General features: G+C 51.2%; 20 protein-coding genes. 6 read left to right on the top strand and 14 right to left on the bottom strand.

All coding sequences use genetic code 11. The features are described from left to right. Positions 1 to 14: 14 nt before the first annotated feature. On the bottom strand, positions 15 to 992 hold the full coding sequence (gene cysB / locus BZG73_RS09695; RefSeq protein ID WP_046073507.1) for an HTH-type transcriptional regulator CysB: 978 nt from the start codon (positions 990 to 992) through the stop codon (positions 15 to 17). A gap of 367 nt (positions 993 to 1,359) precedes the next feature. Between cysB and BZG73_RS09690 the strand changes: the two genes are divergently transcribed. Beyond that, positions 1,360 to 2,118 carry a DNA repair protein gene (locus tag BZG73_RS09690; RefSeq protein ID WP_077579229.1) on the top strand — a complete coding sequence of 253 codons (759 nt, stop codon included), beginning with the start codon at positions 1,360 to 1,362 and terminating at the stop codon, positions 2,116 to 2,118. Positions 2,119 to 2,215: 97 nt separating this feature from the next. Here BZG73_RS09690 and BZG73_RS09685 read toward each other — a convergent pair whose 3' ends face one another. From BZG73_RS09685 to BZG73_RS09675, 3 genes are all read right to left on the bottom strand, one after another. After that, positions 2,216 to 2,704 (bottom strand): low molecular weight protein-tyrosine-phosphatase, encoded by a 489-nt coding sequence (locus BZG73_RS09685; RefSeq protein ID WP_077668188.1) that lies wholly within the window; start codon positions 2,702 to 2,704, stop codon positions 2,216 to 2,218. 104 nt (positions 2,705 to 2,808) lie between these two features. Beyond that, positions 2,809 to 3,111, bottom strand: coding sequence for a Dabb family protein (locus BZG73_RS09680; RefSeq protein WP_077605942.1), 303 nt, complete (start codon positions 3,109 to 3,111; stop codon positions 2,809 to 2,811). 19 nt (positions 3,112 to 3,130) lie between these two features. After that, positions 3,131 to 3,877 carry a dienelactone hydrolase family protein gene (locus BZG73_RS09675; protein WP_077579227.1) on the bottom strand — a complete coding sequence of 249 codons (747 nt, stop codon included), beginning with the start codon at positions 3,875 to 3,877 and terminating at the stop codon, positions 3,131 to 3,133. Positions 3,878 to 3,984: 107 nt separating this feature from the next. On the opposite strand from BZG73_RS09675, the gene cobO reads away from it, so the two are divergent. Next, the gene (cobO, locus tag BZG73_RS09670; RefSeq protein WP_077668187.1) at positions 3,985 to 4,575 is read left to right on the top strand and encodes a cob(I)yrinic acid a,c-diamide adenosyltransferase; all 591 of its coding nucleotides are present in this window, start codon (positions 3,985 to 3,987) and stop codon (positions 4,573 to 4,575) included. 39 nt (positions 4,576 to 4,614) lie between these two features. Here the strand turns inward: cobO and BZG73_RS09665 are convergent, their stop codons facing one another. The 5 genes from BZG73_RS09665 to apbC form a co-directional block, all read right to left on the bottom strand. Then, the gene (locus BZG73_RS09665; RefSeq protein WP_077579225.1) at positions 4,615 to 5,697 is read right to left on the bottom strand and encodes a metal-dependent hydrolase; all 1,083 of its coding nucleotides are present in this window, start codon (positions 5,695 to 5,697) and stop codon (positions 4,615 to 4,617) included. A 52-nt stretch (positions 5,698 to 5,749) separates the two neighbouring features. Then, complete coding sequence (locus BZG73_RS09660; protein WP_077668186.1) at positions 5,750 to 7,888, bottom strand: AsmA family protein; 2,139 nt, start codon at positions 7,886 to 7,888, stop codon at positions 5,750 to 5,752. Between the two features lie 124 nt (positions 7,889 to 8,012). Beyond that, the gene (dcd, locus tag BZG73_RS09655; protein WP_046073840.1) at positions 8,013 to 8,600 is read right to left on the bottom strand and encodes a dCTP deaminase; all 588 of its coding nucleotides are present in this window, start codon (positions 8,598 to 8,600) and stop codon (positions 8,013 to 8,015) included. A gap of 118 nt (positions 8,601 to 8,718) precedes the next feature. Next, a complete protein-coding gene (gene udk, locus BZG73_RS09650; protein ID WP_077579223.1) occupies positions 8,719 to 9,363 on the bottom strand; it encodes a uridine kinase in 645 nt (214 codons plus the stop codon). Positions 9,364 to 9,504: 141 nt separating this feature from the next. Continuing rightward, positions 9,505 to 10,623, bottom strand: coding sequence for an iron-sulfur cluster carrier protein ApbC (gene apbC, locus BZG73_RS09645; protein WP_077668185.1), 1,119 nt, complete (start codon positions 10,621 to 10,623; stop codon positions 9,505 to 9,507). 157 nt (positions 10,624 to 10,780) lie between these two features. On the opposite strand from apbC, the gene metG reads away from it, so the two are divergent. Both metG and BZG73_RS09635 read left to right on the top strand, forming a co-directional pair. After that, a complete protein-coding gene (metG, locus tag BZG73_RS09640; RefSeq protein ID WP_077668184.1) occupies positions 10,781 to 12,817 on the top strand; it encodes a methionine--tRNA ligase in 2,037 nt (678 codons plus the stop codon). A gap of 245 nt (positions 12,818 to 13,062) precedes the next feature. After that, entirely contained in the window at positions 13,063 to 13,863 is an 801-nt protein-coding gene (locus BZG73_RS09635) for a hypothetical protein (protein ID WP_077668183.1), read from the top strand. Positions 13,864 to 13,905: 42 nt separating this feature from the next. On the opposite strand, the gene serS is transcribed toward BZG73_RS09635, so the two are convergent. The 5 genes from serS to lrp all read right to left on the bottom strand — a co-directional run bounded on the left by serS (position 13,906) and on the right by lrp (position 20,728). Beyond that, positions 13,906 to 15,192 carry a serine--tRNA ligase gene (serS, locus tag BZG73_RS09630; protein WP_077668182.1) on the bottom strand — a complete coding sequence of 429 codons (1,287 nt, stop codon included), beginning with the start codon at positions 15,190 to 15,192 and terminating at the stop codon, positions 13,906 to 13,908. A 73-nt stretch (positions 15,193 to 15,265) separates the two neighbouring features. Continuing rightward, a complete protein-coding gene (locus BZG73_RS09625; RefSeq protein WP_046073518.1) occupies positions 15,266 to 16,582 on the bottom strand; it encodes a replication-associated recombination protein A in 1,317 nt (438 codons plus the stop codon). 17 nt (positions 16,583 to 16,599) lie between these two features. Further along, entirely contained in the window at positions 16,600 to 17,229 is a 630-nt protein-coding gene (lolA, locus tag BZG73_RS09620; protein ID WP_371326843.1) for an outer membrane lipoprotein chaperone LolA, read from the bottom strand. Between the two features lie 16 nt (positions 17,230 to 17,245). After that, positions 17,246 to 20,002 carry a DNA translocase FtsK gene (locus BZG73_RS09615; RefSeq protein ID WP_407690285.1) on the bottom strand — a complete coding sequence of 919 codons (2,757 nt, stop codon included), beginning with the start codon at positions 20,000 to 20,002 and terminating at the stop codon, positions 17,246 to 17,248. 231 nt (positions 20,003 to 20,233) lie between these two features. Next, the gene (lrp, locus tag BZG73_RS09610) at positions 20,234 to 20,728 is read right to left on the bottom strand and encodes a leucine-responsive transcriptional regulator Lrp (RefSeq protein WP_046073519.1); all 495 of its coding nucleotides are present in this window, start codon (positions 20,726 to 20,728) and stop codon (positions 20,234 to 20,236) included. 166 nt (positions 20,729 to 20,894) lie between these two features. Here lrp and ald point away from each other — a divergent pair, with 166 nt between their 5' ends. Together ald and BZG73_RS09600 are read left to right on the top strand one after the other, a co-directional pair. Beyond that, positions 20,895 to 22,019, top strand: coding sequence for an alanine dehydrogenase (gene ald / locus BZG73_RS09605; RefSeq protein ID WP_046073520.1), 1,125 nt, complete (start codon positions 20,895 to 20,897; stop codon positions 22,017 to 22,019). Between the two features lie 117 nt (positions 22,020 to 22,136). Then, on the top strand, positions 22,137 to 22,737 hold a 601-nt coding region (locus BZG73_RS09600; RefSeq protein ID WP_158075294.1), incomplete at its 3' end, for an FAD-dependent oxidoreductase.

Genomic DNA, 22,737 nt, shown 5'->3' with positions numbered 1-22,737 from the left:
CGTACACGGGCAGTTTAGCGAATTGGCAGCGGAATGTCCTTAAACATGGCATCAATTTCTTCGTTTGAACGCAGAGCCACCGCTTTATCTATCATATTGCGCGTCAAGTGTGGGGCGAAGCGTTCAATAAAGTCATACATGTAGCTGCGAAGGAAGGTGCCTTTACGAAATCCAATTTTGGTCGTGCTAGCACCAAAAATATGGCTAGCGTCAATGGCGACCAGATCCGAGTCAGCTTGGCTATCCATCGCCATACTGGCGATAACGCCAACCCCTAACCCTAACTTCACATAGGTTTTGATTACGTCCGCGTCTGTGGCGGTAAATACAATCTTGGGAGTGAGGTTGGCGCGATGGAACGCCTCATCCAACTCTGAACGCCCGGTAAAACCGAAGACATAGGTCACAAGAGAATAGGCCGCTAAATCCTCAATGGTGATATTGTTTTTTTTCTGTGCCAGTGGGTGATCAGGCGTCACAATAATCGAACGATTCCAGTGGTAACACGGCAGCATCACTAAGTCTTCATAGAGGTGGAAAGCTTCGGTCGCGATAGCAAAATCTGAGGTGCCTTTGGCGACCGAGCTGGAGATCTGCGTCGGCGTTCCCTGATGCATATGCAAAGAGACTTTAGGGTAGCGGGCAGTAAATGCTTTGATCACATCGGGCAGTGCATATCGTGCCTGTGTGTGGGTGGTGGAAATATTGAGATTTCCCATTTCTGGATGAGTATGTTCACTCGCCACCGCTTTAATGCTTTCAACCCGAGACAAAATACTTTGAGATATTTCCACAATGGCCTCACCAGCAGGAGTGACTTGGGTAAGGTGTTTGCCACTGCGCTCAAATATTTGCACGCCTAGTTCGTCTTCTAGTAATCGAACTTGTTTACTGATCCCAGGCTGAGAGGTATACAAACTCTCTGCGGTCGCAGACACATTTAGGTTGTGGTTGACGACCTCAACGATATATCTAAGCTGTTGTAATTTCATAGTGCAGACGCGCGAGCCTCATGGGTTAAGTGACAGCATTGGGTTGTGATAGATTATTTATATACCCAAATTAGACTATTTAATAGGCTTTGGTTATATAAACGTTAGCGATTGCACATTCACTAAGCAATTTGGTGAACAAATAGGGTATTGCCCAATCGCTAAAATCCGATTATTTCAACCAGTTTATCGCCAAGTGCACGATTATGGGCCACACTATTACCAGCGCATGCGAATCGGATGTAATGTGCAGAGTTAGAGGCGGATCACTCATGCTGCCTCCATCCTTGATTGATGCTATCTCTGTCGGTTGAGATCGTGTATCTTAACCAGTTGAGTTTATTACAAGGAACATCGACGCTGAATTATGAATATTGCCTTGATAGCTGGCCTTTGTGTCATATTGCTCGGCCTGATTGTCGGCTACAACATATTGGCTCAACAACGTAAGCAAATTGAATCTCACAAGCGCCAAGAGATGGCTAAGCACATTGCAGTGATTGACGCCACTGAAGAGCTGATTGGTAATGCACATAATCTGCCATATAGCGGGACGCTGTTGGTTTGCTTGAATAAGAAGATCCTAGATTCTTTGAAAGCCATGTACGAGATTGATGATTCCGATAAATCCATCAAGCAACGTATTAGTGCGACGCAAGCGCAGATCGATGAAATCAAACAAAGCTACTCAAACCGCGAGTCGACTTCCTTTAAAGTGCCAGATAACGATCGACAAGCGATTTCGATGCTCAAGCTAGTAAAACGTCTGCGCTCCGTGGTGAAAGCGGAGCACTCTAAGGGACGACTAGCGACGCAAGCGTTTGTGGCTGAGAACGCACGCTTGGAAAAGATGCAACTTAAAATCAATATTGAGAATGTGATTAAGCGTGCCAATGACGCCAAGCAAAAAGGGCAAATGGGCACCGCTCAGCAGTTATTGAAAAAAGCCATTGATGTGGTCTCGCCCAAAACCGATGATTACTCGCAAGAGATGAAAAAGCATTTAGAGCAAATGCATAGCGATATTACCCATACACTGAATACGGGCCATGAAAAACTCCAGTCGGAGCAAGAAGAAGAAAGAAGCGATCTAGACGAGTTGTTTGCACCGAAAAAGAAATGGTAAGTCAGCTCACGTAGGCTTAAAACAAAGGCGCGTTCATCACGCGCCTTTTGCTTATTCTTCCCACCCATGCGTTCATCCTAGACGCGCACTCTCTCAACTATCGAGGCAAAAGATGCGCTTCAATATGATTCAGCACCCCATCTGCCGCTTGTTCAAGCAAGTCTAACACGCGCTCAAAGCCGTCAGGGCCACCATAATAAGGGTCGGGGATCGGCCCCTCGGTATGCTCTCCCCAGTGGAGGAATAAAGACAGCTTGCCTTGGTGCTCGGGTGGGCATTGCGCTTGCAAGTCAGCCAGGTTGCTCTCATCGGCTGCCAGAATCATGTCATGACACACAAAGTCTGCGGGGCCGACCTGGCGCGCTCGAATACCTTCAAACGAGTAGCCTCTCGCCTGCCCCGCCGCTTGGCTACGTTTATCAGGCGGATTACCCTGGTGATAACCTGCCGTGCCCGCCGAATCAATATCGACTGCCAAGCCTCGCGCCTGTGCGCGAGCACGTAATACGGCTTCTGCGGTGGGCGAACGACAGATGTTACCCAAGCACACCACCAAAACACTGGGCCTTTGATTATCAGTTGTCATCAGCGTCAAACCTCCTTATTGATAAGCCCTCAGATTACCAATAAGGCTAAGCACTGCCTATAGTGAGGCAGGTAATACTCGGTGATAGGGCAGTTTGTCAGCACCTATGCAGGCACGGAATAATCCACAACAATAATGTCTTCCAGGATAGGACGAAATATCGCTTTTAGCGCCTCATGTTCAGGATGCGGTAAATAGCGCTCCCGCGCAGCACTATCACGAAACGTCATCACAATCACATGCGTGTAGCCTTGGTCTTTACCTTCTGGGCTGTTGTTTTCTCCCCATTCGACCGGCCCAACGCCATCAATGACGCTAGGCATTGATTCAAATTTATCTTTCAATGCTTGGATCTGATCATCGCGCGCGTTAGCGGTAAAACGAACAAGCAATACATGACGAATCATTTCTTTTCTCCTCGTGTCACTATTCCATCCGATCCGTCAAAAACGTTTTAAACGCCTGCCAAGACTTTTTATCAGCTTTTTCACGGTACCTCTCCGAGCCAAATACGGTAAACGCATGCGGCGCCCCACCATACACTTGCGACCAGTAATCGACACCCGCCTGCTCTAGCGTTTGTATAAAGGTCGCAAAATCTGCCATGGGCACCGCTTTATCCGCCCCACCATGAGCAATAAACAGTGGCGCAATGTCCTCTGAATAGCCTTGACCATCTGGCGTGCCCAAACCGCCATGAAAACTCGCGTAGCCACTGACAGGCATATTGCCTGGATTGCGTGCAAGCTCTAACGTCACCGTGCCACCGAAACAATAGCCAGCCACTACTGGCTGCGTCACACCTTGCGATTGCGCGGCACTCATCCCTGCTTCAATCAGTTCGCGCATCCGCACTCTGTCTTCATACAGTGAACGAGTCGCCGCTTTCTTCGCCTCTAGGCTGGTCGGTCGATTCCCGGCGCCAAACATGTCTAATGCAAACGTACGATAGCCCAAGTTTGCCAGCATATCCGCACGTTGACGTTCGTAGTCCGTTAGCCCATCCCAGTCATGAATAATCACCACACTGCCTTTCTCAAAAGAGGCAGGGATAGCTAGGTAGCCGGAAAATGCCTCCCCGTCTAACTGATAATCTATCTGTTTACCCGCCACAGCAGGCAGCGAGCATAGAGCCAACAAAGCAATAAGAGCGTGCGTTCCTTTTCTCATCATAGCGTCCTTTGGCTGGGGCCGTCGGTTTGCGGCCAGAATGTCATGGGTGGCATCCACCCTATCGTCCCTTTACTATAGACCTAAGTTAACCAAAGGTTGGAAATCACATGTCAGAACACAGTCATCAACAGCGCCAGCAAAAACTGAAAGAAAAAGTCGATGCTCGGATTGACGCCGCACAACAAGAAAAAGGGCTATTTCTTATTATTACAGGCAACGGCAAAGGCAAATCGACATCCGCTTTTGGCACCGTCGCACGCGCCGCAGGCCATGGTTTCAAATGCGGGGTGGCGCAGTATATCAAGGGAGCGTGGGCATGTGGTGAGCGAGACTTACTCAGTCAGCATGGCGTGGACTTTCATGTGATGAGTACAGGGTTTACCTGGGATACCCAAGATAAAACGGCCGACACGCAAGCCGCACAAAAAATCTGGTCAGCATGCAAAACCATGCTCAGCGATCCTAGTTATGATTTGGTCGTCCTGGACGAAATCACCTATATGATCACCTATGGCTACATTGACCTGGACGATGTCATCGATGCAATTAGCCAACGCCCAAGTGAGCAATCTGTGCTGATCACGGGTCGAGGCGCTCACCGTCGTTTAATCGAAATCGCCGATACTGTCTCTGAAGTTCGCAATGTCAAACATGCGTTTGATGCCGGCATTAAAGCGCGCCAAGGCATTGATTGGTAACCTTTAACAACGTAGACAATACGTGTGCACGGCGTGCGCTCATTGTTTTTCAGAGGCCGTCGCCGGTAAGGCGGCAGATGAGATGGGCTCGGCCCAACGCGGGTCAGTTTGCTGACACGACTGCCGGCAGAGTTTCGCGTCAATCGATTGATCGCCCAACAAACGTTGCCACAACGCGGGTAGCGCGGTCTCGGGCAACGGGCCAGGCTCAAGTTGTTTGGGCGACACAGGGTACCAGTCCCCGTCTGTATTTTGTTCTGCAAGCAAAAACTGGAACGGCTGATAGGCGGCCACACCAAAGCGCAAGTCGGTGACTACCTGCTGCCCGTTTCGGTTTTCAAAGCGAATAAAATTACGTGAAAACGTCCGCAGAGCGCTGAGGGTATCAGAGTTGGCCAGTGGCCACTCTCCTAGAGGCTGCGCCACCCAATCAATTGACGGGTTGGCATCAAGTCGTGAGGCTAACCCCTCCCAGTATTGCTCTTCGCCACTGACGACCACACGCCACAGTAAGGTATTAAACGGCGTTGGCATAATGATTAACGGCTGGCCTTCCAGCAAGGTTCCTTGTGTTTGTTCAGCAACACGGGTTTTTATTTGTTGGAGCTGGTACACAGAGCTGGCCAAGTAAAGGCTCGAGACCATCAACCCAACACCACATGCCTTGGCTCCCAGATGGCGCCATACCAATGCGCTGATGAGCGCAACCAGTAGAGGCACCGTATACAGGGGATCGATAATAAACAGACTCGCCACCGCTACCGATGGCACCTCAAGCGGCCAGAATAGCTTGGTTCCATATACCGTCATTGCATCGAGCAATGGATGAGTGACAAGCACCGCGATGACTAGCGTCATCACTTGCCAAAGTGGCCACTGACGCTGCCAGCGCCACCAGCACCATGCAATGAGTGCGCCGACCCAAGGCAACACAAACAACGAGTGGCTGAAGCCACGATGATTCACGGTATTCGCCACCGGGTCGCCGTAATCAATCAATACATCCAGATCCGGTAAGGTTCCGAGGGCTGCGCCCGCCAGTAACACTTTCGGAGAGCAACGTTTACCGGCAACCAGACCCGCGACAGTGGCGCCCAACGCTGCTTGCGTGACAGAATCCATAAAACGTCCTTTAATGGCTTTGCATTAGATAGCCCGATAGCTTGTCAGCCGATCACTGAAATAAATTAAGGAGTTTATCTGCCGTCTCTTTGACCTTATCGTCATCCGCTTTATCACCCAGTAGCTTTTTCAACCCTCGTTGCGCCTCTTTGCGGGCTTTTTCTTCCAACGCGTTATTACTGCTGAGTAGCTGCTTAATGTCTAGTTTATAGCTCGGCGATTGCCAGGTACCGGCCACCGTCACTGGGATGGTGACATCACGCAGTTCATCAATATCTTTACCGCCTTGGCCTTTACTGGTCTCGACCACCGAGGTATAGACATTAAAATCGAGTGTCTCTTGTAACAGATCGGTTTGTCCGTCACTACGTACCCGAAGCGCGGGCGCTTCCAACAGTAAGTCGGTGGTGCGTGCCATGCCGTTGCCTAAGGTAAAGCTCGCAGTGAGTGCGCTAAAGTCTGTTTTACGTACTTCATTGGCGGCCGCTGCCGACTCACCTTTCAGCGTCGCTTTCGCCTCTCTGAGCATCTGCGCCAAGTTTATCCCATTAATCGCGCCATCTTCGAAGAAAATAGCGACACTGCCTTGAATCGCTTGACGCAATGCATACGGCGACAAACCTTTGCCCTGTACATTGATATCGACGTTACCCTTACCCTCTAAAAGATCAACCTGGGCAGCATCTTCCAGCAGCGGAAGCACTTGGATCCCACGTGCTTTTTTACTCACCTGATAGCGAGCGGGAGTTTGCGTAGCATCTAACATCCCTTGCACAACCACGCTGCCTTCATAGGCTTGCGTCGTCAGCTCTGACACGTCGACCTTGCCACGGTCGATGGCCACCGTCGCGCGTATTTGCCCTAAGGTAACGTTACTCACAGTAAGCCCTTTCATTGCCAGTGAGCCGGCAATATCTAGCGTCTTCAACACACTCAAATCAGGCTCTTCTTTGCTCAGTGGCGCCGCTTGCGTACTCGGGCTGGATTTATCATTAGAGCCAGATTCACTATCGTTTGCAGATTGATTAGGCGCTGCATTGTCTGTCGGTATCAGCGTATCGAGGTCAATRTGGTTGGTATTCAGCGCAAAGCGGACTTGGGGGATCTCMGTCAATTTAACTGCCACTTTGCCATCCACCACAACATCATCGTCGTTTAATCGGCTGATCAATTCACTGACCGTCAACGTTTGCTGGTTGATGTCAAACACAATATCAGCGGCTAGCGCTTGGCTAAGCGACTGGTTGGGGATAGGCTCGCCAGACACCGTCGTGAGCATGTCTAACCCCTGAACCGTGATCTTATCTTGCGTCGTTGCGATAGTGACCTGGGCTTGCCCCGAGCTTTCAACGTCGATGTCTGCGGTTTGCGCGTTGATATTAAAGCCCAACTGCGCCGCCTCACCCAGCGCCAAACGATCGAGGGTAAGGTTCGCTTGTTCTAGGGTCAGTGCACCTTGCTCGGCGGAGAGCGTCAACGCCAGTTTGCGCATCTGGCTTTGTATCAGGTCACTGGCCAATTTCAACTCACCTTGACCTTCCAGCTCAACGCGAGCGTCATTTTGCTCGCCGCGCAACGACACTGACAGTGGCGTCCACACATCCGTCGCCAGATTGCCCACCTCAAGATCCACATCGCGCAACGCTGTCATGGTGCCCGCTTGGTCATCTTTGACGACCACACTCGCGTTGGCCACACTGAGCCCTTGTAGCGATACGTTCCACGCCTTTGCCTCGGTGCTCGTGCTATCAGCGGATGTGCCTGATTGTGGCGCTGGCTCAGCTTGAGGCTCAGCCGTCGGCGATGCCGCGATGAGGTTGCTCTCCCCATTACTCAGGGTTTGAATAAACACATGTGGGTCTTGCAATGTAATTTCGCCGATCTGCAAGGTTTGCGACATCAAAGGCAACACATCGACAGAGAGGCGTGCTTGAGATAAGCGCATCAAATCGGGTTCATCAAAGCCGGGGCGATTTTTTATCGCGACATCCTCGATTGAAAAACCCAAACTTGGCCAAAACTGCCAAGCAATGTCGCCACCGATCACCATGTCATAGCCTGTCTGTTTTTTAACTTGCTCGACCAACAATGGCTTAAACTGGTTAGGATTAATGGTGGCGAGCAAAGCGGCGATGCCACCCATGACGACCACCACCAAAACAGCGAGAGTAAGGGCGATTTTTTTTATCATTGCAAGATGCTCCTTGTGCGTAACAGGCGATACCACTTACGAGAGATACCCGCATTATCGACCATGATTTCGCGATCGGGTTCCACGTTAACAAAAAAATGCGCCCGTAGGCGCATTGCAATCGTTAAACCTTGTCTTGGCTAATGCGAGAGGCAACTGCCCCTTGCTGATTTTTATACTTTGCGTTGTCGCGTTTGTTATACGGCTTATCAGCCGCGCCCGACATAGGCTCAAAACTTAACGCACCAATCGGCATACCGGGTCGTAGCGCCAAGGGCAAACGACCATTGTTATAGAACTCCAGCACAATACGGCCCGACCAGCCCGGGTCAATCCGGTGCGCAGTCACATGCACCATCAGCCCCAAACGTGCCAACGACGAGCGGCCATCAAGCCAGCCGACGATATCGTCTGGCAGGGTCACCGCTTCATGCGTGACAGCAAGCGCGAGCTGGCCTGGATGAAGATAAAAAGCCTCACCATCAGCAATCTCAATTTCATCACTCATCACACGTTCAAGCTGGGCATTGACCTCTTCTTTCGGGCCAGACAGATCGATAAATGCTGCGCCGTGGTCATTAAACACCCGGAATTGATTGCCCAAAGTCACATCCGCCGTCACACCAGAAATCGACGCCTCTGCCGGACGTGGCTCAATTTTGATGCGGCCATCATCAAGGTGTTCTTTGATATGCCTGTCGCATAGTCGCATCGGATAGTCCTCACGGTTAATAGATGGGGCGATACATTCACGCACCGCATTCATTTAGCTTGTTGTCCACTGCATAAAAAGCAGCGAGATTGAGGTCAGTGAAACCATCATACCCAAATCAGGCTTTCAGTAATCGCGCGATATGCGCTTTTAACACATCAATCGCAATGCGGTTTTTACCCCCGCGTGGCACGATAATATCGGCATATTGCTTTGACGGCTCAATAAACTGCATAAACATAGGGCGGACCGTCTTCTGATATTGTTCCATCACGGAGTCCATCGTGCGACCACGTTCAGCCACATCACGTTTCATGCGGCGCAACAAACAAATATCAAGGGGAGTATCCATAAAGACGCTGGCATGGATAAGATTGCGCAGGCGTGGATCGGTTAGCAACAGGATCCCTTCCAAAATGATCACCTTTTTGGGTGTCATGGTGGTGGTGTCATCCATGCGGGTATGCTCTGAGTAGCTGTACACAGGCACATCGACAGACTGACCTGCCGCGAGGCTTTCTAGGTGCTCGCAAAGCAAGTCATGGTCTAGCGCTTGTGGATGGTCATAGTTGGTTTGTACGCGCTCTTCCATGCTGAGATGGCTTTGATCTCGGTAATATCTATCTTCCGTGATCACGCCGATTTGATGATCGCCGACTTTTTCCTTTAATTCCTTATAAATGGTGCTAGCGATCAGGCTTTTACCGGAAGCAGAGGCACCTGCTATGCCGATAATAACGCATTGGTGGTTGTTGTCACTCATAATATGAATACCCAGAGGAAGCTTGGCGGAATCTACATAAACCGCCTGATTATAGGGAGTTGAAGCCGCTGGCGCCAGAGAAAATCACGCTTCCCTGACTGACCCGCTGCTTTAAGCCTGCGATAGCTGCACGTTGCTCAATCAGGGCGACACCGTTTGTACGCTTATTTGTTCAGGGCGCGTTTCCCCTTGCCAATAAAGCTGACTGGCGACGGTGGCGGCCATTTGACGATAGACAGCAGCATGCTCGCTGTCAGGGCGCGCCACCATACTCGGTGTGCCGGCGTCTATGTCCTCACGAATCGCGACATGAAGCGGCACTTGAGCTAACACTGGCACGCCTTGCTCACGAGCCATTTTCGCTGCACCACCAGTACCAAAAATCGCTTCATGATGACCGCATTGCGAACAAATGTGGTAGCTCATGTTTTCTATTACCCCGAGAACCGGCACCTGTACTTTCTCAAACATCGCCACGCCTTTAATTGCATCAGCCAGTGCGAGATCCTGTGGCGTGGTGACCACCATCGCTCCCGTCACCGGGAACTGCTGCGCCAAGCTAAGCTGAATGTCACCGGTGCCTGGTGGCATATCCACAACTAAATAATCAAGTTCGGGCCAGCGCGTTTCGTTGATCAATTGGGCAAAGGCTTTCGAGGCCATTGGCCCACGCCACACAGTGGCATTATCAGCGGGCACTAGGTAACCAATTGAATTAGAGGCAATACCATGACGCATCACAGGCTCCATCAGTTTGCCATCATGGGTTTGCGGCTCGCTGTCTTTAGCGCCGAGCATAATCGGCAGCGATGGGCCATACACATCGGCATCGACAATGCCCACTGACGCCCCTTCCGCCTGCAGTGCCAGTGCCAAATTAACCGCCGTCGTCGATTTACCCACGCCGCCTTTGGCCGAGCTCACCACTAACAGGTTTTTCACCCCTTTGACGGGCGCCTTATCACCACTTTTTAGCGGCGCCACTCTCTGTGTCAGTTGAAACTGCTGCGCCAATGACGTCGACTGGGCACTCAGCCACTCATCAAGCGCTTGCCTCACTGACGCCGCTGCAAATGGAAACGTCACCTTAAAACCATCTTCACTCGCGCTCACCCAATGTGGTTGGCTTGCCCACTGCTCCACCAGACGTGGATGTGAAAACTGATTCAATAGACTTACTGCATCGTCCACATTGGTCAGCGGGGCGGCCGTGTCTTCTTTTTGTTTTTGTGCTTTTTTCTTTTTAGAACCAAACAACATGCATCACCATCCCATTGATTAAAATATAGTAGGCCAGATTGGCGACGTTTAACGGATAAACAGCCTCACTCACGGCCTGCACTAGGCAAGGCATATCGTATCAGGTAAGATTTCCGCAATCATTCCATTCATATCATAAGAGCGAACAAACAAGATTATGGCTGCAAACCCACGGAAAATTCTGGTGACCTGTGCGCTACCTTATGCGAACGGCTCGATTCATTTGGGCCACATGCTCGAGCATATTCAGGCAGACGTATGGGTTCGCTATCAGCGCCTGCGTGGCAACACCACTCACTTTATTTGTGCCGATGATGCCCACGGCACCCCCATTATGTTAAAAGCGCAGCAAATGGGTGTGGAGCCAGAAGCCATGATCGCTGGCGTGCAAAAAGAGCACAAAACCGATTTTGATGGCTTTGATATCAGTTTCGATAACTATCACAGCACACACAGTGATGAAAACCGCGAGCTCGCCTCGTTTATTTATACTCAGCTCCGCGATAAAGGTTACATCACTAGCCGTACAATCTCTCAACTGTTTGATCCGGAAAAAGAAATGTTCCTGCCGGATCGTTTTGTCAAAGGTGAGTGTCCAAAATGTCACGCCGACGATCAGTACGGTGATAACTGCGATAACTGTGGGGAAACCTATACCCCAGCCGAACTGATTAACCCACGTTCAGCGGTGAGCGGTGCCACGCCCGTGATGCGTGACTCTGAACACTTCTTCTTCGATTTGCCACAATTTGAGCAAATGCTGAATGAGTGGACAAAATCCGGCTCACTGCAAAGTGAAATTGCCAACAAAATGAATGAGTGGTTCGAAACCGGTCTTCAGCAGTGGGACATTTCCCGCGATGCACCCTATTTTGGTTTCGAAATTCCCGATCAGCCCGGCAAGTTTTTCTACGTTTGGCTGGATGCGCCTATTGGTTACATGGGGTCATTTAAAAACTACTGTGACAAGCGCGGCGACATCGACTTTAACGAATACTGGAAAGCCAATAGCGACACCGAGCTATATCACTTTATCGGCAAAGACATTGTTTATTTCCATAGTCTGTTCTGGCCMGCCATGCTCGACGGTGCCGGTTTCCGCAAGCCAAATAACGTCTTCGTGCACGGTTATGTCACCGTCAATGGCGCGAAAATGTCCAAGTCGAAAGGGACATTCATTAAAGCGAGCACTTACTTAAAACACCTTGATCCCGAATGCTTACGCTATTACTACGCCGCCAAGCTCAACAGCCGTATTGATGATCTCGATTTAAGCTTGGATGACTTTATCCAGCGTGTGAATACCGACATTGTCAACAAAGTGGTCAACTTGGCCTCTCGCAACGCGGGTTTTATCAGCAAACGCTTTGACGGCCAGCTGTCGCCCGTTTGCTCTGAGCCTGAGCTTTATCAAACCTTTATCGATAAAGCCGAGCACATAGGGGAACTCTACGAGGCACGCGAGTTTAACCGAGCGATCCGTGAGATCATTGCGCTTGCCGATAAAGCGAACCAATACGTCGACGAGAAAGCCCCTTGGGTCATCGCCAAAGAAGACGGTAAAGACGCCGAACTGCAAGCGATTTGCTCGGTGGGTATTAACTTGTTCCGAGTGCTGATGACCTACCTAAAACCTGTGATGCCAAAACTGGCCGAGCGTGCGGAAGGCTTTTTAAACGACACCTTAACGTGGGAGAGCATTGCGACCCCGCTGACTGGCCATCAAATCACCAAATTCAAGGCGCTATTTAACCGAATTGATCCAAAAGCGGTCGATGCCATGATTGCTGACAGCAAAGAAGATGTCGCGACTGAAGAAGCAGCGAAAGCAAGCGCGCAAGGGCCACTTGCCGATGAACCACTCGCGGATGAAATCGAATTTGTTGATTTTGCTAAAGTCGATCTTCGTGTCGCTAAAATCCTTGAGTGTGAAGCCGTGCCAAAAGCGGATAAACTGCTCAAATTCAAGCTCGATATTGGCGGTGAAACACGTCAGGTTTTCTCTGGGATCAAATCGGCCTACAAGCCGGAAGATCTGGTGGGCAAGCACACCGTGATGGTCGCCAATTTAAAACCAAGAAAGATGAAGTTTGGCATGTCAGAAGGCATGATTTTAGCGGCCGGCCCTGGCGGGAAAGAGATTTGGATCTTAGAGCCTCATGAGGGCGCCCAGCCAGGTATGCGGGTCATGTAACCTTGCTGCCTCGTCAATTTGCACAAGCAGAGAATAAAGAGCCCAGTCGGGCTCTTTTTTTGTCCAATGGGTGCCATCCATCGATTCTCCCCTGCACTACGAGTGAGCAATCACGCCCAAGTAAGGTGCGTAGTAAGAGCACATCCACGCGCCAGTCATTGCGCTACAAGGCGTGATTAACCTCTCAATTTTGGCATGCTTCATGCTCCGCTCTGTATACGCGGAAGCCATAGCAAGGAGAGCATATGGGATGGTTAGTGATGATAGGAATACTGGCGCTCACGATTGCTAGCGTGGTGGCGGTCATCGTGTATCGTCAACGACCGGATTGGCGATTGCATCAACTGCATGAGTTACGGGCTTTGCTCCAGCACGCAGGTTACCTCGCCACCCAACCGCGCGTCGATCCGTATGACTATCAACGATTGCTGGATCAAACGCGTCAATTACACCACTTGGCACCCCATGCGCAAAAGCCAATGTATCGGCTTTTTTTCCATCACCTTCACGCCTTGCCACAATATGATGATGTGACCCAGGCCAAGATGAAAAACCGCGCCTTGCAGCACCTAGCGTACTTAGTGGATGAAGCTATCCCGCCGGTGTTAATTGCCTGTGGTGATGACCACACGCTCTCGTCTTACCAACAAATTTGGTATGCCGTGTTAGAGCTCCTTCAAGCTCGCCAACGCTTTTCCTACGCGTCAATACAACTGGAGAACGCAACGCCCAATGCGCACCAGTCCCTAAGCCTACAACAACAAATACTCATCAAGCGCTTAGCACAACTGCGCGACCTTGAGTTGGGCGATGCATTCACCGATAAGATAGATCAGGTTATCTCACAGCTTGATGATGTACACACCTTGTCACTCAATCGCCGCCTGGCGCTGGCACAGCAAGTTAACGCCGTGATGCTGGATGCACTCGATACCTTTCTGGCTGCCCTGCTCGCCCGCTTTCCTACACCAGAAGATGATATCTTCAATACGCTGTCACCCATCAATGATCCACACCATCAAAGATTCAACCATACACAGCAATAAAAAAGCCGGCGCAAGGCCGGCTTAATAGCAACACGATGACACTTACCCAATATGAGTCTGTCCACCCATGTATGGACGCAATACCTCAGGGATTTCAATACGGCCATCTGCTTGTTGGTAGTTTTCCAAAATAGCTACCAAGGTACGGCCCACCGCCAAGCCTGAACCATTCAAGGTATGCAACAGCTCAGGCTTTTTCTCACCTTTACGGCGGAAACGCGCCTGCATACGGCGAGCTTGGAAATCCATGGTGTTTGAGCACGATGAAATCTCACGATAGGTGTTTTGTGCTGGCAACCAGACTTCTAGGTCATAGGTTTTCGCCGCACCAAAACCCATGTCGCCTGTGCAGAGCAACACTTTGCGGTATGGCAAATTGAGCAGTTGTAATACCTTTTCTGCATCGGCAGTCAAAGATTCAAGCGCCTCCATCGACTCTTCTGGCTTAACCACCTTCACCAACTCAACTTTGTCGAATTGGTGCATACGGATAAGACCGCGCGTATCGCGACCATACGAGCCAGCTTCTGAACGGAAACACGGTGTGTGTGCCGTCATGCACAGCGGCAAATCGGCTTCATCGACGATCTCATCACGTACCATATTCGTCAGCGGCACTTCCGCCGTTGGGATCAACGACATGCCCACCCCTTCTTCCGTCGCAGGCTGGGTGTGGAACAAGTCTTCACCAAATTTCGGCAGCTGACCGGTGCCATACAAGCTGTCCGCATTGACCAAGTAAGGCACATACATCTCAATATAACCGTGCTCATTGGTGTGCAAGTCGAGCATAAATTGCGTGAGCGCACGGTGCATACGCGCCATTTGCCCTTTCATCACGATAAAACGAGAGCCAGACAGCTTCACTGCACTGGCAAAATCAAGGCCACCGGTGAGTTCACCGAGGTCGACGTGATCTTTAATCTCGAACTCAAATTGACGCGGCTCGCCCCAGCGTGAGATTTCCTGGTTCTCAGATTCATCTTTACCGCTTGGTACGTCGGCCGCAGGTAGATTGGGCACGCTCATGACCACGTCATTCACTTTTTGCTGGAGTGCCGCGAGCTCCGTTTTCGCCGCATCCAATTCATCACCAAGGTTTGATACTTCTTCTAGCAATGGTGCAATGTCTTCACCCTTTGCTTTAGCCTGGCCAATGGACTTCGATCGGGAATTACGCTCAGCTTGCAGTTGTTCGGTGCGAATTTGCAGCGCCTTACGTTGTTCCTCGAGTTCACGCATAGCGTCAACATCAAGCGTAAAGCCACGACGAGCGAGTTGTTGAGCGGTTTCTTCCAGCTCAGTTCGAAGTAATTTGGAATCCAGCATGCTAATCCTGTGCTTTCGGGTTATTGACTGTAAATTGACGAAGTTAAACCTTACCCAAAAAGGGTAAATTTGCCTAGCGCTTTTGCGGGCTTTTTGCATCTTGCTCAGCGAGAAAGGCGAGCTTTTCGGCGATTTTAATTTCTAGCCCACGATTGACGGGCTGATAGTAACGCGCCTCGCCAAGCTCTGGGGGCAGATAGCGCTCGCCCGCCGCATACGCATTGGGTTCATCATGGGCATAGCGATAGCCATCACCATGTCCCATTTGCTCCATCAATGCTGTTGGTGCATTACGAAGGTGCATGGGAACGGGCGCGTTGGCGGTGTCTTTCGCGTCACGCAAGGCTTGTTTCCATGCGGTATACACCGCGTTGCTTTTCGGGGCGCTGGCCAAATACACCGCGGCTTGTGCAATGGCGCGCTCACCCTCCGAAGGCCCGACGCGGGTAAAGCAATCCCATGCGTTCAGTGCCACCTGCATCGCGCGCGGATCGGCATTACCGACATCTTCAGAGGCAATCGCTAACAAACGTCTTGCCACGTAAAGCGGATCACCTCCCGCGCTCACAATGCGTGCATACCAATACAGCGCGGCATCGGGACATGAACCACGCACTGATTTGTGAAATGCAGAGATCAAGTCATACCACGCATCCCCCTGCTTATCGAACTGTGCCACTTTTTCACCGGCCACGTCTTTAAGCATCGGCATCGTGATTTGGCCATCGGCCATGTCTGCCAACATTTCCAGTAGGTTTAACGCCATACGTGCATCACCACTGCACGCTGCCGTTAACGCCCTTTTAACGCCATCATCAAAGACCAGAGACTGCTCACCGAGCCCACGTTGTGAGTCGGCAAGTGCTTGATCAATCACCGCTTCCAAATCGCTCTCGTCAAGGCTGGTTAAACGGTACACACGGGCACGCGATAGCAACGCGTTATTAAGCTCAAACGAGGGATTTTCCGTGGTGGCACCAATAAACGTGACCGTTCCCGCTTCCACATGGGGCAAAAACGCATCCTGCTGGCTTTTATTAAAGCGGTGCACTTCGTCCACAAACAGAACGGTACGAATACCAGCTTGCTTGTTTTGCTCTGCGCGTCCAATCGCCTCTCGGATCTCCTTGACGCCAGAGGTCACAGCCGAGATTTGTTCCAGCTCTGCGTTGGCTTGGCGCGCGGCAATATCGGCGAGTGTGGTTTTACCGGTCCCCGGAGGCCCCCAGAAAATCATCGAATGGAGGGAGCCAGACTCAATCGCCCGGCGAAGCGGTTTACCCTCGGCGAGAAGATGACGCTGACCGATGTACTGGTCAAGCGTGAGTGGCCGCATACGCGCGGCCAGTGGGCGAAAATCGTCTGCAAAATCAAGCGGTAAGGTCGACACAGTCACCTCCGAGGCAATTATCTTGGTTGGCGCTGATCGTCGAGCATCACTGAGTCGGGTGGCGTAAACGAAAACACGTCCGACGCCGGTGCTTGTCGGCTAAATTGGCTCAGCGTGAACTGGCTTTGTTGCCCATCTTGCTCAACCACAGTAAAGCCGGTCAAGGTACCATCCGGCTTCACGGTGACTTCAAATTCGCCAATCGTGCCTGTGGTTTTCGGCGTTAGGGTAAAGGTGTCAGCCTCTTGGGTGATTTGATAAGCCTGCCAGTCACTTGGCTGATTGCGTGTCAGTAGGACAAACGGCGTTTGTGCCGTAGCATCCTCCAACCACATCGCCGTCACTTGCTCAACAAATGGGCTGTAGTACCAGAGCGTCTCGCCATCGGAAATCATGATGGTTTCATCGGGTGAGGTCGTGGTCCAGTTGAACAAGTTTGGCCGCTGAATCGCCAATCGCCCTTTTGCTTGATGAATCACCTCTCCTTCTGGGCTTTGCACTGTTTGGGAAAATTGCGCACTAAAGGCGTCAACCTGACTCAAGCGATCCATCAGGTGTTGTTGTGCCTGCGTTTTCGCCTGCACCGACAATGCAAAAAGTAGAGACAGCACCACCATTAGGTGGCGGATAGCAGAGAATCGAGTCATGAAACCTTCCATTCGATCAATCTTTGGGTGGCGGTGGCGCGATGACTTCGCGATTACCATTATGGCCTGGTGAGCTTACGACACCATGTGCTTCCAGTTGTTCCACAATACGCGCCGCACGGTTGTAGCCAATTTTAAACCGGCGCTGCACACCAGAGACAGAGCCTCGGCGGCTCTCGGTGACAAATTCAACCACTTGGTCGAAAAGCTGGTCCAACTCTTCCCCATCTCCGCCTGAGGGTGCTTCACCGGGCAACAAGCTATCAGAGCCTTGATCCCCTTTGGTTATTTCGTCTAGATACTGTGGCTTACCACGTGCTTTCCAGTTATTCACCACACGGTGAACCTCTTCATCACTGACAAAAGCGCCATGTACGCGGATGGGGTGGTTGGAGCCATTGGGCATAAAGAGCATATCACCCATCCCCAGTAACGACTCTGCGCCGCCTTGGTCGAGGATAGTGCGTGAATCTGTCTTAGTAGACACCGTAAACGCCATCCGCGTTGGAATGTTGGCTTTGATTAAGCCTGTAATCACATCAACGGACGGACGCTGAGTGGCAAGCACAAGGTGAATCCCCGCTGCCCGCGCTTTTTGTGCTAGTCGCGCAATCAGTTCTTCCACTTTTTTGCCCACGACCATCATCAAATCGGAAAACTCATCCACGACCACCACGATATACGGTAATTTCTCGAGTTTAGGCGCCGATTCGTCCATCGAATCACCCGGTTTCCAGAGCGGATCGGGGATAGGGTTATTGGCGGCTTCAGCCGCCTTCACTTTTTCGTTAAAGCCTTTTAGATTTCGCACCCCAAGCGCCGACATCAGCTTGTAACGACGCTCCATCTCACCCACACACCAACGCAGGGCATTGCCAGCGTCTTTCATGTCGGTCACGACCTCTGTCAACAGGTGTGGGATCCCCTCGTATACCGATAGCTCGAGCATTTTAGGGTCAATCATGATAAAGCGTACGTCTTCGGGTGAGGCTTTATACAACATGCTCACCAGCATGACGTTCACGCCCACCGACTTACCCGAGCCTGTGGTACCGGCCACCAGCATATGTGGTGCCTTCCCCAAATCAGTGATAATCGCTTCACCCGCGATATCATTCCCCAGCACCACCGAAATAGGCGAGTGGCTATTCTTAAAACGTTCGCTTCCAATCACTTCGGACATAAACACCGTCTCCCGGTGCTCATTGGGAAGCTCAAGGCCAATGTAGGGCTTCCCTGGGATCACTTCGACCACACGCACTGCCGTGGTCGACAAAGCACGTGCCAAGTCTTTGGATAGGCCAGAAATGCGCGAGACTTTCACCCCAGGGGCCAAGTCAAGCTCAAAACGGGTGATCACTGGGCCTGGGTACACGCCAACCACTCGCGCCTGGACTTTAAAATCTTCTAACCGTGCTTCAACCAAGCGGGCAATCTTCTCAAGCTCTTCACGCGTCGCCTGCTCTGCAGTATGGCGAGCGGGATCGAGTAGATCGAGGGTCGGGAAAGGCTCTGTCGGCGTGGGTAAATCCGGCTCATCTTTTACCAGGAAAGGATGGTCGAGCCCCGCCGCCTGCTGTTGAGCCTTTTGCGCTTGGCGAATGGTTTCTTGGAAGGGATCGTCATCCTCATCCGCGCCACTACTCGCTTGTTCTGCACGCTCAAGCTCGGACAGTCCATCTTGATTGCCATAGGTTGTGTCGGCGTGGCGAGACGATGAGGCTGAAGGCGCTTCATCCGCTTGCGAGTGGTCACTCATTTGCTCCGCTGATGCGCTGATCGCCTCTGTTTCCTCTACCTCAACATCCGATGACGAGAAAGATGGCACTTCGTGCTCGATCGCGATATCCCACTGCCCTAGCGTCGGTTCACTAGGTTGATCGCTCTCATGGGCCACGGATGCCGCATCGCCTGCGGATGAATAATCGGTCGCTGGTACATCGGTTTCCGAACGCGCTTGTCCACCAAAAATAATAGGCGACGCAGCCTGGTTCTGTGTGTGCTCATCATTGGTGGTACGCTCCGCCTTATCCGGCGCTGACGGCGTCAGGCGACGTAAATCACTGAGCTCCATGGGTTCAGATGCATTGGCTGCGGTACTCTGTGTCTCGGTGTCTGGCACGCCTAACTCGGTCGGCGCGTCACCACGAATCCGATTCACCGCCCACGTCACACCGTTGAGCGTCATCGCGCCAAGATGGTCAACAATGGTTAACCAAGAAATACCGGTAAAAAGGGTAAAGCCGGCCGCCCAACCAAACAGCATCACCAAGGTCGTGCCTAGTACGTTAAATAGCGGCAGCGCCAAACTGTTGGTGACATCCCCCATCACGCCACCAGAGGAAAAATGCCAAAAGTCGTCAAAATTCAAATCGGCCAACGAGCAGCTGGTTAAAAACAGGATGAACAGTCCTAATATGCGCGCACCGATAATAGTGTAATTAATCGGTTCATCGTCGCTGCGGCGACGCAAGAACACCCACCCCCCGAGGATCGCCGCTGGTGGCAGCGGATACGCTAAGATGCCAAACGAAAAGAAGAGACTGTCGGCGAGCCATGCGCCCATGGCACCCGCCGCATTGTGCACATCACCATGCCAAGCAGTTTGCGACCAGGATGGGTCGGCCGGATTAAAAGACAATAGGGCCACCATGGTGAACACGGCTGCCGCGAGTACCAGAATAAACCCACACTCTTTTAATCGCTGAACGCCATCTAAACGCGCTTTAGCACGAGCCGCTTTGGGCTCCCGACGTAAAGAAAACTCCATCATCACCTGTTTAATACCGTTCTTGAACCGCATTCCTCATCCTACTTTGAGGCTTGCTCATGTTGCCCTGACTTTATCACATTCATGCCGTGAGGGCAGGCATGATGCATGTTTACGCCAAATCTTTACCGAGATATCACACAATCTTATGCTATCCGCACAAAAAATAAGCCGAGCATGACGCTCGGCTTCAGTCTCGATAGGTGGTGCATCGCACCCCTTTTCATCACCTGGCTAACGGGTATGGATAACCAGATGATTGCTCTGTTTAACCTCTTCCATCACCACATAGGTACGGGTGTCATTCACGCCGGGCAAACGCAGCAAAGTTTCACCCAATAACTTGCGATAAGCCGACATATCCGCTACTCGTGTTTTAAGCAGGTAGTCAAAATCCCCTGACACCAACGAGCACTCTTGAATGTCCTCAAGCGTTTGCACCGCTTTGTTAAATTGCTCGAACACATCAGGCGCGCCGCGGTTGAGTGTGATTTCGACAAACACCAACAGTGATGCATCCAAATACTGGGGGTTAAGCAGTGCCGTATAGCCAAGGATATAACCTTGACGCTCAAGACGTCGTACACGTTCTAGACAGGGGGTAGGAGAAAGACCAACACGTTTTGATAACTCAACGTTAGAGACTCGCCCATCCTTTTGGAGCTCGTTCAGGATGTTGCGGTCAATGCGGTCCAATTCCTTGGAGGGCTTTTTTTTGGTATCTACCATTTTTTATTCCACCTTGTTACTTCCTTGCAAAAAGATATACCAAATTAAATAACATCTAAATAATCTTTAGCATCAAATGCTGGTTTGTTGCCTTTATACTAGCCTGAAAATTGACAATATCAATAACAAGCCAGCCGATAACACTGAATAAACAAGAGGTGACAGCATGATCATTGGCGTTCCAAAAGAAATCAAAAACCATGAGTACCGTGTTGGTATGGTGCCAGCGAGTGTTCGCGAGCTTATTTCTCACGGCCACTCTGTCTACATTGAGACCAACGCAGGTAACGGTATTGGTTTCTCTGACGACGACTATAAAGCCGCCGGCGCGTCTATCCTTCCTACTGCTGCTGACGTCTTTGCCAAAGCAGAGATGATCGTCAAAGTGAAAGAGCCACAAGCCGTTGAGCGTGCGATGCTCCGCGAAGGACAGATTTTGTTCACCTATTTGCATCTTGCACCAGATTTTCCGCAAACAGAAGACTTAATTAAAAGTAAAGCCATCTGTATTGCCTACGAAACGGTAACAGATTCTAAAGGTCGATTGCCACTCCTTGCGCCCATGTCTGAGGTCGCCGGCCGCATGTCTATTCAAGCAGGTGCACAAGCGCTAGAAAAATCACACGGCGGTTCGGGCATGCTGCTCAGCGGTGTACCTGGCGTTGAGCCGGCGAAAATCGTGGTACTAGGCGGTGGTGTTGTCGGCTCGAACGCTGCTCGTATGGCCGTTGGTCTGCGTGCTGACGTCACGATTCTCGACAAAAATGTCGATACCTTACGTCGCCTCGATGAAGAGTTCCAAGGGCGTGCCAAAGTGGTCTACTCCACAGAAGAAACCCTTGAACAACACGTATTGAACGCCGATCTGGTTGTCGGTGCCGTGCTGATCCCAGGTGCTGCTGCACCCAAGCTGGTTAACGAAGATCACATTAAGCGTATGAAGCCAGGCGCCGCCGTGGTGGACGTCGCTATCGACCAAGGTGGCTGTTTCGCAACATCACATGCAACAACCCATGCAGATCCCACCTATATCGTGGATGATGTCGTTCACTACTGTGTTGCCAATATGCCTGGCGCGGTAGCACGTACTTCTACTGTCGCTCTGAACAACGCCACACTGCCTTATATCGTCAAGCTGGCGAATAAAGGCTATCGTGATGCCTTGGTCGAAGATGCGCATCTACGTAATGGTCTGAATGTCATTGGCGGTCAAGTAACCATCAAAGAAGTCGCAGAAGGTTTTGATTTACCTTATGTTGACGCAATGGACGCACTGAAGTCGGCACATTAATCGGCCACGCCAATCATAGAAATCGAGGGCACCATCACGGTGCCCTTTCTTTACCTTTCTAATTTACCTACAATCAGTCCATTCAAAAACGAACCTCTTTCCTGCTCGGAGACGTGAATGAGTAACATTAAGCATGCGAACCTATTGATCCTGGGTTCAGGCCCGGCTGGCTATACGGCCGCTGTTTACGCCGCGCGCGCTAACTTAAACCCTGTGATGGTGACCGGAATGCAACAAGGTGGCCAGCTGACCACCACCACCGACGTTGAAAACTGGCCTGGCGATCCTGAGGGACTGACAGGACCGGCATTGATGGAACGCATGAAAGCCCATGCGGAAAAATTCGAGACTGAGATTATCTTTGATCACATCAATGACGTGGACTTATCCTCACGCCCGTTCCGCTTAAAAGGTGATAACGGTGAGTTCACCTGTGATGCGTTGGTTATTTCTACCGGTGCCTCTGCGCAATATCTTGGCCTTCCATCTGAAGAGGCATTTAAAGGGCGGGGCGTCTCAGCCTGTGCGACCTGTGATGGCTTTTTCTATCGCAACCAGAAAGTCGCGGTGATCGGTGGTGGTAACACGGCGGTCGAAGAGGCCTTGTACTTGTCGAATATTGCCTCAGAAGTGCATGTTGTTCACCGTCGCGAGACCTTCCGAGCCGAGAAAATCCTCGTTGACCGCATGATGGATAAAGTCAACAACGGCAATATTG

The organism is Salinivibrio siamensis, from assembly GCF_001996005.1.
Classification (GTDB): Bacteria; Pseudomonadota; Gammaproteobacteria; order Enterobacterales; family Vibrionaceae; genus Salinivibrio; species Salinivibrio siamensis.
The sequence above is the reverse complement of the archived record's forward strand: the minus strand, read 5'-3'. Positions and strand labels throughout refer to the sequence as shown.